This window comes from Polaribacter sp. SA4-10, from assembly GCF_002163835.1.
In the GTDB taxonomy this organism is placed as follows: Bacteria; Bacteroidota; Bacteroidia; order Flavobacteriales; family Flavobacteriaceae; genus Polaribacter.
On record NZ_CP019331.1, the window covers coordinates 2,891,903 to 2,906,288 of the forward strand.

The 14,386-nt window shown below is 31.7% G+C and carries 13 protein-coding genes and 1 riboswitch; of the genes, 3 read left to right on the forward strand and 10 right to left on the reverse strand.

The window, feature by feature from the left end; translation table 11 throughout:
* Positions 1–257 precede the first annotated feature (257 nt).
* Complete coding sequence (locus BTO04_RS12640; RefSeq protein WP_087564842.1) at positions 258–656, forward strand: DNA-binding protein; 399 nt, start codon at positions 258–260, stop codon at positions 654–656.
* A gap of 48 nt (positions 657–704) precedes the next feature.
* Here BTO04_RS12640 and BTO04_RS12645 read toward each other — a convergent pair whose 3' ends face one another.
* The 9 genes from BTO04_RS12645 to BTO04_RS12685 form a co-directional block, all read right to left on the reverse strand.
* The gene (locus BTO04_RS12645) at positions 705–1,061 is read right to left on the reverse strand and encodes a VOC family protein (RefSeq protein ID WP_087564843.1); all 357 of its coding nucleotides are present in this window, start codon (positions 1,059–1,061) and stop codon (positions 705–707) included.
* A gap of 115 nt (positions 1,062–1,176) precedes the next feature.
* On the reverse strand, positions 1,177–3,702 hold the full coding sequence (locus BTO04_RS12650; protein WP_087564844.1) for a cation-translocating P-type ATPase: 2,526 nt from the start codon (positions 3,700–3,702) through the stop codon (positions 1,177–1,179).
* Between the two features lie 292 nt (positions 3,703–3,994).
* The gene (locus BTO04_RS12655; RefSeq protein ID WP_087564845.1) at positions 3,995–6,337 is read right to left on the reverse strand and encodes a TonB-dependent receptor; all 2,343 of its coding nucleotides are present in this window, start codon (positions 6,335–6,337) and stop codon (positions 3,995–3,997) included.
* A gap of 77 nt (positions 6,338–6,414) precedes the next feature.
* Positions 6,415–6,506: riboswitch (TPP riboswitch) on the reverse strand.
* 176 nt (positions 6,507–6,682) lie between these two features.
* Positions 6,683–7,096: an alternative ribosome rescue aminoacyl-tRNA hydrolase ArfB gene (gene arfB, locus BTO04_RS12660; protein WP_087564846.1), complete on the reverse strand. Its 414-nt coding sequence runs from the start codon at positions 7,094–7,096 to the stop codon at positions 6,683–6,685.
* Entirely contained in the window at positions 7,093–8,019 is a 927-nt protein-coding gene (locus BTO04_RS12665) for a phosphatase PAP2 family protein (protein WP_087564847.1), read from the reverse strand. Before BTO04_RS12665 ends, arfB begins: the two co-directional genes overlap by 4 nt.
* A complete protein-coding gene (locus BTO04_RS12670) occupies positions 8,006–8,662 on the reverse strand; it encodes an AAA family ATPase (RefSeq protein ID WP_087564848.1) in 657 nt (218 codons plus the stop codon). Before BTO04_RS12670 ends, BTO04_RS12665 begins: the two co-directional genes overlap by 14 nt.
* A complete protein-coding gene (gene pnuC, locus BTO04_RS12675) occupies positions 8,626–9,255 on the reverse strand; it encodes a nicotinamide riboside transporter PnuC (RefSeq protein ID WP_087564849.1) in 630 nt (209 codons plus the stop codon). Before pnuC ends, BTO04_RS12670 begins: the two co-directional genes overlap by 37 nt.
* Positions 9,256–9,371: 116 nt before the next feature.
* Positions 9,372–10,097: a geranylgeranylglyceryl/heptaprenylglyceryl phosphate synthase gene (locus BTO04_RS12680; RefSeq protein ID WP_087564850.1), complete on the reverse strand. Its 726-nt coding sequence runs from the start codon at positions 10,095–10,097 to the stop codon at positions 9,372–9,374.
* A 338-nt stretch (positions 10,098–10,435) separates the two neighbouring features.
* Positions 10,436–11,062 (reverse strand): 4'-phosphopantetheinyl transferase superfamily protein, encoded by a 627-nt coding sequence (locus tag BTO04_RS12685; protein ID WP_087564851.1) that lies wholly within the window; start codon positions 11,060–11,062, stop codon positions 10,436–10,438.
* A 62-nt stretch (positions 11,063–11,124) separates the two neighbouring features.
* On the opposite strand from BTO04_RS12685, the gene ahcY reads away from it, so the two are divergent.
* On the forward strand, positions 11,125–12,438 hold the full coding sequence (ahcY, locus tag BTO04_RS12690; protein WP_087564852.1) for an adenosylhomocysteinase: 1,314 nt from the start codon (positions 11,125–11,127) through the stop codon (positions 12,436–12,438).
* A gap of 200 nt (positions 12,439–12,638) precedes the next feature.
* Positions 12,639–13,109, forward strand: coding sequence for a DUF1569 domain-containing protein (locus BTO04_RS12695; RefSeq protein WP_087565417.1), 471 nt, complete (start codon positions 12,639–12,641; stop codon positions 13,107–13,109).
* Between the two features lie 165 nt (positions 13,110–13,274).
* Here the strand turns inward: BTO04_RS12695 and BTO04_RS12700 are convergent, their stop codons facing one another.
* Positions 13,275–14,330 (reverse strand): branched-chain amino acid aminotransferase, encoded by a 1,056-nt coding sequence (locus BTO04_RS12700; protein ID WP_087564853.1) that lies wholly within the window; start codon positions 14,328–14,330, stop codon positions 13,275–13,277.
* Positions 14,331–14,386 lie beyond the last annotated feature (56 nt).

Below are 14,386 nucleotides of genomic sequence, written 5' to 3' on the forward strand. Positions count from 1 at the left end.
AAATATTTCTTTTTTACTATTATACTTCAACACCCCTCAGTATCTTTCTTATCACTACTCTCATACTTTTACAACACGCATACGGTACAAGTTTAAAAAAGTACTAGTATAAATACATAAATATACTAGTATACTCTTACTATTATACTAGAAAAAAATTTCAAAAAAAGTAGTATTTTTACAAAAGGTGTACGTAGAAGGTTTGCACACAGTAAATTGACTTATAGAAAGATAAAGATACAAAAAAGAATTCATAGATGGCCATACGTTATAGAGTTACCAAAAGAAGCAATAGCATACAGAATAAAAAGGAGCAGTATATTATGCAAGCTGTAAATACAGGCACTGTAGATTTAGATGCTATAAGTACTGCTATTAGTAATGAATGTACTTTGCATGCTGTAGATGTAAAAGCAGTGTTAATGGCTTTGGGCATTAAGTTAGACTATTATTTGCAAGAAGGTAATATTGTAGATTTAGGAGATGTGGGTAAGTTTAAAATGGGCTTTAAATGCACCGCAGAAGAAGACCCTAAAATGTTAAGTCCAAAACGTAGTATTAAAAAGTACCATGTAAATTACCAGCCTTCTATAAAGTTAAAACGCAAACTAAAAGCAGGTATTACAACCTATAAAGAAGGAAGCAGAAGCGTTTAATTTGGTAAGCTCTCCTAAATTAACAAGTTGCTACAACAGACAATATTATTAAATGCTTTGCCCAAAGGTTAATAGATTATTATCTGGATCTAGTACAGAGAATTCTTTTTGTGCCCAAGGTTTGGTTTCTAATTTTCCATTTGGGTGAATCTTCGTTTTTTTATCCAATAAAAACCTATAAAACAGGTCTATATTGTCTGTTCTAATATATACTTGTCCATAATTTTCTTTTGGGTCGAGTGTTTTAAATTTAAAAAAATGAAGTTGAATTTGGTCTTTTTCTACCATTAAATAGTCATCATAGTCTGTACTTCCAAATTCTTTGAATCCTAAACTGTTTAGATAAAATTCTCGTGTAATATTTTTGTTACGCATTGGTAATTTAGGATGTATGTTGGTGAGCATATTTTAATTGTTTTAATCAGTCCGTTCTTGTTTTCTCACATTGTATTTAAGATGAATTTTAATCTTCAAAATGCAGAAGACCTTCACAAGGAGTACTGGTAATAAATATACCTATTTACACTGTATTACTATTTGTAGCAACATTATCTTCTCTTCTGTGAAATCGTTTTACAATTTCAAACCAAACTACAGAAATAAAACCGATTGCTATGCACGTTAATAATTGAAATGAATTTAAGGTTTCAAATTCAAAAAAGGAAGTTAAAGTTGGTACATAAAGGATGAGTCCAACAATGGCAATTGTTATAAGAATGATAAATAACACCAAGTTGTTCTTGTACTTTAAAGTTGTAAACAAGGAATAATAAAAGGAACGGTTTATAAGTGTTAGAAAAATGTTGGCAGCTATTAAAACGGTAAAAGTCATTGTTCTTGTTAATGCCTCATTATACCCGTTACCAACAGCATACTGATACATAAATAAAGTACCTGCTGTGATTACCAATCCTTGTATTATGCTTGTAGAAAGTTCTCTCCAATTAAAAAAAGTAGTGGTCAATGGTTTTGGTTTTTGTAGCATTGTGTTCTCTTCTATAGGTTCATTTTCATATATAATAGAACACGTTGGACCCATTATTATTTCTAAGAAAATAATGTGGATGGGTGAAAAAATGTTAGGGTAAATCCAACCCAAAGCCAAGGGAATAAATACGGTTAGAATTATTGGTATGTGTATGGATATAATATACTGAATTGCTTTTTTTAGGTTGGTATAAATTCTTCTACCCATAGCAATTGCATCTACCATTTTAGATAAATCGTCTTCCAATAAAATTAAGGATGCTGCTTGCTTGGCAATTTCGGATCCTTTTTTACCCATGGCAATACCAATATGTGCTGCTTTTAAAGCGGGTCCGTCATTTACACCATCTCCAGTCATTGCTACAATTTGATTCTTCGCTTTTAGGGCATTTATTATTTTCAATTTTGCCTCTGGAAACATGCGCGTAAAAACTGAAGTGTTCATTACACAGGTTTGCAATTCTTGTTCGTTTAATTTCATTAAGGCATCTCCTGTAATGCTTTTCTCATAGCCCCTAAAGTTAATTTGTTTTGCAATGGCTTTTGTAGTGGCTGCATTATCGCCGGTTATAATTTTTACTGAAATACCTGCGTTATAAAAGTCTTCTAATACTTTTTTAATGTTCTCTTTTGGTGGATCATAAAAAGCAATAACCCCTTTAAACTGAAAAGGAAAATCTTGTTGTTTTGAAGGATAATTATCACCTGTAAAATGAGAAACACCAACCCCCAAAACACGATAACCATCCTTTGTTAATAGTGCAATGGCTGCATGTATTTGTTGTTTCTCTGTATCAGTAAGTTCAGCAACAAGCATCAAAGCCTCAGGAGCACCTTTGGCTGCTATAATTCGGTTGTGATTTTCATCTTCAAAAATATGTGTCATCATTGGTGGTTTACCACCTAGTGGATATTCATGAACAAGTTTATAATTAGGGCGTTCATCTATTTTAATAATATCCTTGTAGCTTTTATGCAATGCTAGTTCCATTGGGTCAAACGGAATTGGCTCACTAGACCACATTGCTAATTTTATTAATTCTTTCTCGTCTTTAGTGAGTACATCTTTTGGGTGAGATATTTTATTTGATGATAACAAAAATAGCTTTGCTAAGCTCATTTTGTTTTCTGTAATGGTACCTGTTTTGTCTGTGCAAATAACGGTAGCACTACCCAATGTTTCAACCGTTTTCATTTGCTTTACTACAATTCCCATTTTCATTAAACGCCAAGCACCTAATGCCATAAAAGTGGTAAAAGCAACAGGGATTTCTTCGGGCAAAATACTCATGGCTAACGTTAGCGACTGCAATAAACTATTTAAAAGGTCTTTAGAATGCGAATAATTAATTGCCCAAACAATTACAAAAACTACCGCGCCAACAATTGCCATCTTCTTTACAAAATTGGCAATTTGTATTTCTAAGGGTGTTTTTTCTTCTTGGATACTTTCTAAGCTTGTTCCTATTTTACCTAATTTGGTTTCGTTACCAATAGCTGTTATTGTAGCAATAGCCAAACCACTTGCCACAGTTGTGCCACTGTAAATAAAATTATCTTTTTTTGTCTTGTCTTTAAATACAGCAAAGGATTCTCCTGTAAGTATCGATTGGTTTACAGAAAAATCGTTAGAATGAACAATGTAGCCGTCTGCAGAAATAGATGCACCTTCTTCTATCATTAGGCTATCGCCAATTACCAAATCTTCGCTTTTAATTTCTACCGTGATGCCATTGCGAATAACTTTACAAATGGGTTGTGAAAAATCTTTTAGTTTTTCTAAAGCATTTTTACTCCTAGAGTCTTGGTATAATGAAATGGAGGTGATAAATATAATAGCCGCAACAAGAAAAATTCCATCATCTGCTTTACCACTTATAAAATAGATGGAAGCAGCTACCAATAATATAATGGTCATTGGTTCTTGGAAAATTTGTTTTAAAGTGTCTAATAAACCGTTTTTCTTTTTGTAGTTTAATTCGTTGCGTCCAAATTTTTCCCTTGCAAGAACTACCTGCTCATTGGTTAGACCAAATATGTCGAAATTATTTACAGGCATTGTACTCTAATTTTAATTATATGAGGGCAGTTATTTTTATATACGGTTTAGCATCTAATTTAATAAATAAAAACCAAATTCTAATAAAGATAAAGAAGAATTTACAAATATAAAGTCAAAATTTTTTAAAGGGTTATCCCTGTAAATTGAACATTTTTATGCAAGTTCTGCGAATACAATAATTTGTGTAACTTGTAATTAATAGCTTTAAAGCTGAGGTTGAAAGCAATAAAAAAAACCAGAGAAGAAAGCTTCCCTGGTTACCTTTTTTAGTGGTTTTTTTAGTTTTTTCTTAGAACTTTAAAGTAGCTCCAATAAGAAAATTTCTTGTTGCTTGCGGGTAATAACCAGCATAATCTAATGTTGTAGTTTGGTTTGCTTCAGACCAAGTATCATCATAAGTACCATAATATCCTCTGTCTACAAATTCTTTATTAAAGAGGTTATTTATCAACGCAGAAAACACAATAGATTTAACTATTTTGTTAGGTGTAATTTCATAAACCACGTTTAAATCAGAAGTAAAAAAACTATCTAAAACATCGTTTTTAGAAACGGTACTGCTAAAGTTACTCATAAATTGTTTCCCTACATATTTAGATAAAAATGCAATCTGTAAATTTTCAATAGGCGTGTAAATAAACATATTTCCAATAACTACATCAGGCGAAAAAGCCAAGTCTGTTTTTCCTAAGTTTTGAAGTGTTCCATCTATTTGAGCAACAAAATCTTTGTTTTTATTCGCACTAAAAGCAGCATTTGGTTTGATAGAAAATTTATCAGAAATTGTAATATCAGCATCAATTTCTAACCCTAATCTGTAACTCTTACCAGAAGTTGTTCTAATGGGAGCGCCAACATCATTTAAAGCACCTGTTAAAACCAACTGATTTTTATAATCCATATAATAAATATTGGTATTTAGTTTGATGTTGTCTTTCTTTAAACGCCAACCCAATTCTAAATCATTTAAAGTTTCTGGTGTGGTAACGCCACCTTCAAAATCGTTTCTGTTAGGTTCTCTATTTGCCACTGCAAAAGAAGTATATAAATTATTGTCTCCGTTAATTTTATAGGTCAAACCAACTTTTGGGTTAAAGAAATTAAAGTCTGCATCTACATCAATAGGTACAATGTCAGAGGTGATTCCTTTGGTTTGATAGTTTACAAACCTTCCTTGCACATCTGCATAACCAGACAGTTTTTCATTAATACTAAACGTAGCTTTAGCAAAGATTGAGAAATCTGTTTTTTTAGCATCAGAAAAATAATAGTTGTCTCTAATTTTAGTGTTTTCAGCTAAATTTTCTCCCCAAATAACTTCCCCAAAATGATCTCCAGAATAATTAGAATAAGAAATTCCTGAAATAAAATTCAGTTTTTCAGTTTTGTAATTGGTATTAAAATTGAAAACATAAAAATCGTTTTTTAACCAACGTCTTACAATTACATCACTATTATCAACAATTAAATTGTTAAAATCAGCGGCAGCTTCCTCTTCTTTAAATTGCTCAAAAAACCCACCTCCTTTTGTGTAATTCAACCCTAAATTTGTAGACCAGTTTTTATTGATTTTTTCATTCCAATGCAATTGATAATGATTTTGTTCATAATCATCAACTTCATTGTCATAGGTGTATGGGTTTTGTCTTCTATTTTCTTTTAGTTGCGTAGCATCCAAACCATACCAAGCTTGATATGTTTTTTCTTTCCCTCCAAAAGTAACCGCTTTTATCAAGGTGTTTTCATCGGTATAACTTCCTTGTAAATAATACGATTTTAAGTCTGCAAAAGCTCTGTCTACATAACCATCTGAATAAATATTAGAAAAACGACCCGCAATTTCTATATGTTCATTCACTTTTCCTGTACTAAATTTTACCGTGTGTTTTCTGGTACCAAAAGAACCAAAAGAATTGGAGATTTCTCCAAAAGCTTCTTCAGAAACAGCGTCTGTTAAAATGTTTAAACTCGCGCCAAAAGCACCAGAACCGTTTGTTGAGGTTCCAACACCACGTTGCAATTGCAAGTTCTCTGTAGAAGAAGCAAAATCGCCTAAATTCACCCAAAAAGAACCATGACTTTCAGCATCGTTATACGGTATTCCATTTACGGTAACATTAATACGTTCTCCATTAGAACCACGTACACTCATGTAAGTGTAACCAACGCCAGCACCCGCATCTGAAGACGAAACTACAGAAGGCATATAGTTTAGCAAAATAGGAATATCCTGACCTAAATTACGCTTTGCAATTTCCTTTTTAGAAAGGTTAGAAAAAGTGACAGGAACGTCTGCGGTTACTCGCACGGCAGCCACTAAAACTTCTTCTAGTACATTTTCATCAGAAAGTAATTGGATGCGCATGTTTTGGTTTTGGGTAACCGTAATTTCTTTAATTACCGTTTTAAAACCAACATAAGAAACCTCAAGTTGATAGGTTCCTTTTTCTAATTTAAATTGAAAATTTCCATCAAAATCGGTAGAAGTTCCTTTGTTTAACTCTTTAATTAAAACAGTGGTTCCAACTAAAGCATTTTTGTTTTCATCTACTACTTTTCCTTGGAGTGTAAATGTCTGGGCGTTTACAAGTATACTTGTAAACAAGAATAAAAAAAAGATGTTTTTTTTCATTTTAAATAATTTTAAAACGAATAAAAAGAGGTAATTATTCTTGTGATTAATAGTGAATAATTAATTTTTTGACATTATTTCTAATGTCACTCAGTCCCTAAACAGCATTATCTGTTCTAGGTTCATTGGGTATGATCTCAGCCGATATTTGGCACCCCTTTATGAGAACGGTGCAAATGTAATTTGGATTTTTGGATTAAGAAACAAGAAATGTATTTTTTTTTTAGAAGCTACTTCCAGCTTTCACTACTCGCTTTTTTGTTCTGCTAAATTTAGTTCAGCAGAACAAAAAGAGCTCAAACAAACCGTTCAATCTGGGCTAAACGTGTTTGCGAACTGTTTAGATTATGAATCGAGTTTTGGCTTCTTTCTGAGGGCTTTTTTTACAGAAGTTCTTTTTTTGCCTTCTGCTTTTCTTTTGATAGAACCTTTAGTAGGTTTTGTAGGTCTTCTTTTTTTAGGTCTAATTAAGTTCGTTTTTAATAATTCTAAAAAACGTTTAATAACAAGTTCTTTATTTCTGTGTTGAGAGCGCGTTTCATCACAAGTAAGTATTAAAACATGCTCTTTTGTTAGCTTTGTTGACAGTTTTTTATAGAGTAATTCTTTTTCTCGTTCAGAAAGTTCAGCAGTATTTTCAAGATCAAAAAAAAGTTCAATTTTAGAAGACACTTTGTTTACATGTTGTCCTCCAGCACCAGAACTTCTGGTGGCTTTAAAATTAAGTTCTTTGATTAATTCGCTTTCCTTTAAAATCATTCAATGTGAGCTATAATTCTAATACCTGCAAAATCCGAAGAAAATTGAGGAATATAGTTCAATGATATTTCTCTTTGTTTTTGAGGTAAAATACCACGTGCTTTCCAGCTGCTTTTAACAATAGATCTTCCAATTAAAGTGCCTACAATTCCACCAACTACTATATCACTAACCCAGTGATTGTGACTTTTAATATCAGATAACCAAGTAATAGCCATAACACTATAAGGGATCCAATAATTATCAAACTCCATTTGAATCACTTTGGCCAAAGCAAAATATCCTGTTGTGTGCATAGAAGGTAAACCGGTTCCTTGAGCCTCGCCATATAGATACCCATTTCTACTATTAAAAAAGTCCCAATTATTATTTGTGAAAGGAGCTATAGCTGTTTCAGACAAAGGTCTGTTAGGTCTGTTTCTACCAAAAATAGTTTTTAATGATAATTGAGTTATCAGTGTAGCATAAGCTAAAGCTTTAAATGAATTTATTGCTGCAAACTGACCTTTCTTGCTATTGGTAAATAAAGATCCCAAATAGATACCTATAATAGGGTAGGTAAGATATGAGTTTTCTCCTTTAGTCCACATTTCCTTTGATTTTCTTAAAAAATGAGGGGTAATGTTAGGTAAGGTATAATCTATATTTGGTTCAACATATTTATGATAAGCTTTTGTCGTAATTTTATCAGTTGCAATTAACCCTAAAATACCAGCTGCATAGTAGCCTGTTTTTTTCCAATCATCAGAAAGTTCTTTTCCTAAAAAAACAAAATCACTTGGTATGGTATTAAAACTTGTTTTAAAAACAGAACCAGCTGTTTGAAAAATGTTATCTTTTTTTATTTTTTTTGTGCTTTGAGCCTTTAGTAAAAAAGTAGAAAGAATCAGTGTAATTAGTAATGTGCTTTTAATAGTTTTCATAGTTAAAGTTGGTTGGTGTCTCATGTGAAAAAGGCATATCTATACCTTCTAAAGTATCAGAAAAAGAATACAAATTATCTTTTTCAGCAATAAGTTTATCAATAGTGGCTATTGCATTTTTAAGACGCGTTTCTTTATCTCCTTTTAAGAGTAAATAAGGTTTGTTATGTGTTTTTAAAGCATTTTCAAAAGCAGTAAACATTTCTAAACGCTCTTCTGGTTTATCACGCAAATCATCTGCTTCCCAGGGTGTGTCTATATATGTTAAAAGATAAATGTCATACTCATTTTCTTTTGCTGCTTTGTCTAAATCTTTATCAACAAAACCACCATAATATTCTTCTGAATATACTTTGGTTTCTAGTAAATCGGTATCACAAATTAAAATTTTATCTGCTTTTTTAGCAAGCTTGTTTTCTAATTTCATTTGTCCGATTGCAATCGGAATTAAATCGTCTGCTTCACATGTTTTACGTTCATTATTCCATTTATCTTGTAAATATTTACGCGCAAATTCTGGAGCCCAAACAGTATTGTAATGACGGGCTAATTGATCAGAAAGTGTCGTTTTTCCGGTAGATTCAGGTCCAAATAATACAACCTTTACTAAGTTGATTGGTTTTTGTCTAAGCTTTTTTTCCATGTTATATATCCTGAAATTGCAATAAAAGTAAATATTAAATATTGAAAACTAGTAAAGGTAAAGCCTTTATAAAAATAGAGAGGTACAGAAATAATGTCACCAATAATCCAATAAATCCAATTTTCAATTTTTCGTTTTGCCATTAACCACATACCAACAAAGAAAATTGCGGTTGTAATTGTATCTACATAGGCAACCCAACTTGTCCATTTATCAAAAATTTTATAAACGATAAAAACAAAAATTAAAGTTGCTAAAAAGAGGAATACACTTTGTTTTTTTTCTAAAGAGTTGGAGCTAGAAATAGGATTTGCTGCTTTACCATTTTTAACTCGTGTCCAAAGATACCAGCCATAAACACTCATTATAAAATAATAAACATTGATTAACATATCTCCTAAAAGGCCCCATTTTAAAAGAAGATATACAAAAATTAAGGTGCTAATCATTCCTGTTGGGAACACCCAGATTTTATTTTTTTTGGAATACCAAACAGATAAAAACCCAAAAATAACTGCGATAATTTCTAAAGAAACATCTAAGGTTGATGAATTGGCATATTGGCCAAAAAAGAAATTGAAAATCTCAGTCATTATTAATTTTTGAAGTGTAAAAATACCATTTTCTATTAGCTAGCGTAATTTTTTCTATTAAAATGATTAAAAACTGTTTTCTGTTTTTTCAACCTTTAGAGAAAAGTAAGAAATAATTATTTTTTCAACTCTTCAAAAAACGATTCATCTTTCTCAAAAGCAGTTCCAATAACAATTAAATCAGCGCCAGCATTGTAAGCTTCAACGAGTTGTTTTTTAGAGTTAATGCCACCACCAACAATTAAAGGAATATTCAAATTACGTTGCACAAGAGTAATAATATGTTTGTTTACAGCAACTGTTGCGCCACTTCCAGCTTCTAAATAGATGAGTTTTTTTCCAGAAAATTGGCCGGCCAAAGCGGTGTTTAAAATAAGTGTTGTGTTTTTTTGAGCAATTGGTTTTGTATTACTTACTCTTTGAGTTGCCGTTGCTGTTTCTCCATCAATTAAAATATAACCCGTTGGTATAATCTCTAAAGTTGATTTGTTTAAAATAGGAGCAGCTTTTACTTGTTGTTCTATTAAATACTCAGGATTTCTTCCAGAAAGTAAACTCAAAAATAGAATTCCGTCTGCTTTATTTGTGATTTGTGAAACATCACCAGGGAAAAGAATTACAGGCAATTGGGTCACTTTTTTTATAGCAGATACAATAATTTCAGTTTCATTATTTTTATCTGTACTTCCACCAACAAAAATATGAGTTGCAATAGACAACTGCACTTTCTCAAAGAAAGAAGGGATGTTTTTAATATCAATTTTCTCAGGATCAATTAAAACTGCCAATAGTTTTTTGCCTTCATTTTTAGCAGATAAAATGTTTTGGTAAATATTCACGATTGCAAAAATACGTTATTCTTCAAGGTTTTAAAAAGTTCTCGATACGATTCCGATAAAAAATCGGAATCGCTCGAACTGATATTGTGTAATATTCCATCAGATTAAGAAATAATTAACGGGTTATTTCCATGTCTCTATTGTGGTTTTTATTTTTCAGTATCATTTAAAAACCAAGAGTTCTCTACTGCGCTCAAACTGACATTGTGTAATATTCCATCAAATTAAGAAATAATTAAGGGGTGATTTCCATGTCTCTATTGTGATTTTAATTTTTCAGTACCATTTAAAAACTAAGAGTTCTCTCGTGCGCTCGAACTGATATAACTTTGTAACTCTTTTTAATACGCATACGTACACGTAAAACCTTCAAACTCTAAAAACTGAATTTCATAAGAAGTTTCTTCACCATTGTAACGTATCTCTCCCGTTGTTTTTCCATCTTCAAAAGAGAAATCTTTAATATATATATGATCTATAAAATGTAGTTTTTTCTTTCCGTAAATTTTATATAAACTCTCTTTTCCTCCCCAAACAATGGTTAATTTACTAATTAGTGCATCCACATTTGCAATGGTTTTATATTCTTCAATAGGCGTAAATTTATGTGCGATTTTTAAAATCTTTTCACGCTGTTTTTCAATATCAACTCCAACAGGAGTTTCATTAGAAAAAATAATAGCAGTAAATTCAAATGAGTGTGTGATAGAAATATACCTTCCATTTGTTAAATGAGGTTTGCCATATTCATCATACTGCAAATCAGCATCAGACAAACCAACTTCTTTTAGTAAGTGGCGAATGCTTAGAAATCCTTTTTGGTGTAAATTAGACTTCATAGAATTCATTCTCGCTTCATTGCTTTCTGTGAGCGTAATTCCTTGTTTTAATTCCTCAATAGATTCTTCAATTTTCCAAATAAACGCATTTGTTGAGGGACTGATAGTTAATGTTTTGTAAAGAGGCATAATTTTTAAAATGGATGTCGTAACTTTGCAGCTCGCAAAATTAGAATATAAATATACGCAATATGAGTACAAAAATAGCTTACGTACCAAACAAAGTTAAAGATATTTCTTTAGCAGCTTGGGGAAGAAAAGAAATGGATTTGGCAGAAGCAGAAATGCCAGGATTAATGAGTTTGAGAGAAGAGTACAAAGATTCTCAGCCATTAAAAGATGCAAGAATTGCAGGATGTCTACATATGACTATTCAAACTGCGGTTTTAATTGAAACTTTACAAGCTTTAGGTGCTGAGGTAACTTGGAGTTCATGTAATATTTTTTCTACGCAAGATCAAGCTGCTGCTGCAGTTGCTGCTGCAGGAACTGCTGTGTATGCTTGGAAAGATATGACAGAAGAAGAGTTTGACTGGTGTATAGAACAAACTTTATTCTTTGGAGAAGATAGAAAACCATTAAACTTAATTTTAGATGATGGTGGAGATTTAACAAACATGGTTTTAGATCGTTATCCAGAATTAGCTGCAGGAATCAATGGTTTATCAGAAGAAACTACAACTGGAGTTCATAGATTGTATGACAGAGTAAAGGCAGGTACTTTACCAATGCCAGCAATTAATGTAAACGATTCTGTTACCAAATCTAAATTTGATAACAAATACGGTTGTAAAGAATCTGCAGTAGATGCAATTCGTAGAGCAACAGACATTATGTTAGCTGGTAAACGTGTAACTGTTTGTGGTTATGGTGATGTTGGTAAAGGAACAGCAGCTTCTTTTAAAGGGGCAGGTTCTATTGTAACGGTTACAGAAATAGATCCTATTTGTGCGTTACAAGCTGCAATGGATGGTTTTGAAGTTAAGAAATTAGAAACTGTAATTGGTAATTCTGATATTATTATTACAACTACAGGAAACAAAGATATTATTCAAGGTCGTCATTTTGAAGCAATGAAAGACAAAGTAATCGTTTGTAACATTGGGCATTTTGATAACGAAATTGATATGGCTTGGTTAAATAAAAACCACGGAAATACAAAAGATACTATCAAACCTCAGGTTGATAAATATAACATTGCTGGTAATGACATTATTCTTTTAGCAGAAGGTCGTTTAGTAAATTTAGGTTGTGCAACTGGTCATCCAAGTTTTGTAATGTCTAACTCATTTACAAACCAAACGTTGGCTCAAATAGAACTTTGGACAAACAGAGATGCGTATGAAAATGATGTATATATGTTACCAAAACATTTAGATGAAAAAGTAGCAAAATTACACTTAGCTAAAATTGGTGTTGAGTTAACTGAGTTACGTGAAGACCAAGCAAGTTACATTGGTGTAACTGTAGATGGTCCTTTCAAACCAGAACACTATAGATACTAAAACTAGCTGTCATTGCGCGGAAGTAATGACGTGGCAATCTTATTTTTAGATTGCAAAATAGATATAAACCCTTGCACTTGACCTGAATTCGTTTCAGGTGCTGTAAGGGTTTTTTCTTTTTACTGAAAATGCCGTTTCTATCGGTAACGCAAGATGTATTATTTCTGAAAACAGTATCTTTCAAAAAAAATAAATTCGGAATGAAAATAGTAAATACTTCAATTTTAGAAAATAGGTTACATCTTTTAGAAAGTTATATTCCACAAAGTGAAAGTATAAATACAGCTGTTTCTAAAGTAGCTGTTGCATGGCATTTATATCATAGTTTAAAAGTGATAAATGCTGTTGTAAAAAGCATGGAAGATTCAGACCCAACACTATATGTAGCTAATTTTAGTTTTTTAGGAAAACTATTTTTAAAACTTGGATTCTTTCCAAGAGGAAAAGCCAAAGCACCAAAATATCTTAAATCACCAGACATAATTTTGGAAGCAGCTATTAGTACACAATTAGCAGCAGCGAGACAAAATATAAAAGGAATTCAGCACTTAAATGAAAACGCTTATTTTAAACATCCATTATTTGGAAATACAAATAAACAGCGAGTAATCCGTTTCTTAGACACACATACAAATCATCATTTAAAGATTGTAAAAAGTATTTTGAAATAGTTGCAATTCAAAATTAGTACCTCATTAACAAACTTGAAGCTTCATTTATGAACGCTCCTTCTTTCTTTACTATTTGGTTATAAAGCAGGGTTGGTATGATTAAAGCTACAAAAAAGAAAAACCTCAACAAAGTTGAGGGTTTAAATATTTTATTAAATTTGAGTATTAAAGAAAAACTCTCCAACCATAAGGGTCTTCAACCTTATTAGTTTGAATATCTGTAATAGCTTTCTTTAATGTAGCAGCAAAAGTTTCTTCTAACTCAGGTAAATCATAATCTGTATTTTGATACCCAAAACCTGCAATAGGAGAAATAACAGCAGCAGTTCCTGTTCCAAACATTTCTTTTAAACTTCCACTTTGAGCAGCAGTAATTACTTCAGAAACCGTAACTTTTCTAACTTCAACATTAATATTCATGTCTTGAGCAATCTGAATAATACTTTTACGTGTAATTCCGTCTAAGATTCTATCACTTGTAGGACTTGTAATTAAAGTATCATTGATACGAATAAAAATATTCATAGCTCCAGCTTCTTCAATATACTCATGTGTATTGTCATCTGTCCAAATGATTTGGTTATATCCTTTTTCTATTGCCAATTGCGTTGGGTAAAACTGAGCAGCATAATTACCACCAGCTTTTGCAAAACCTACACCGCCATTTGCAGCACGTGCGTATTTTTCTTCAATTAGTACCTTAACTTTTCCTGCAAAGTAAGCTCCAGAAGGTGCAGTACAAATCATAAATTTATATTCATTTGCTGGAGATGCATGAAAACCGTTACCAGAAGCAAACATAAAAGGTCTTATATATAGAGAACTTCCTTCATTTGTAGGTACCCAAGCATTATCAACTTCTAAAAGTTTTTTTAATCCGTCCATAAATAATTCTTCAGGAATTTGAGGAATTACCAAACGTTCAGCAGATTTATTTAATCTTTTACAGTTGTCTAAAGGTCTAAATAACAAAGTGTTGTCTTTAGTGTCTTTATACGCTTTCATTCCTTCAAAAATAGATTGACCATAATGAAAAATCTTTGCAGAAGGATCTAAACATATTTGACTATAAGGTTTAATAACTGGAGTTTGCCATTTTCCGTCTTTATAATCACATTCTAACATGTGGTCAGAAAACACAGTACCAAAAGGCAAATTGTTAAAATCTACAGAATCTATCTTCGATTTTTCTATATGTTGAACTTCTATATGAGATTTCATGTCTTTTAATTGTTTTAAGACAACAAATGTACACAATTTATTTATCCGATAACAGA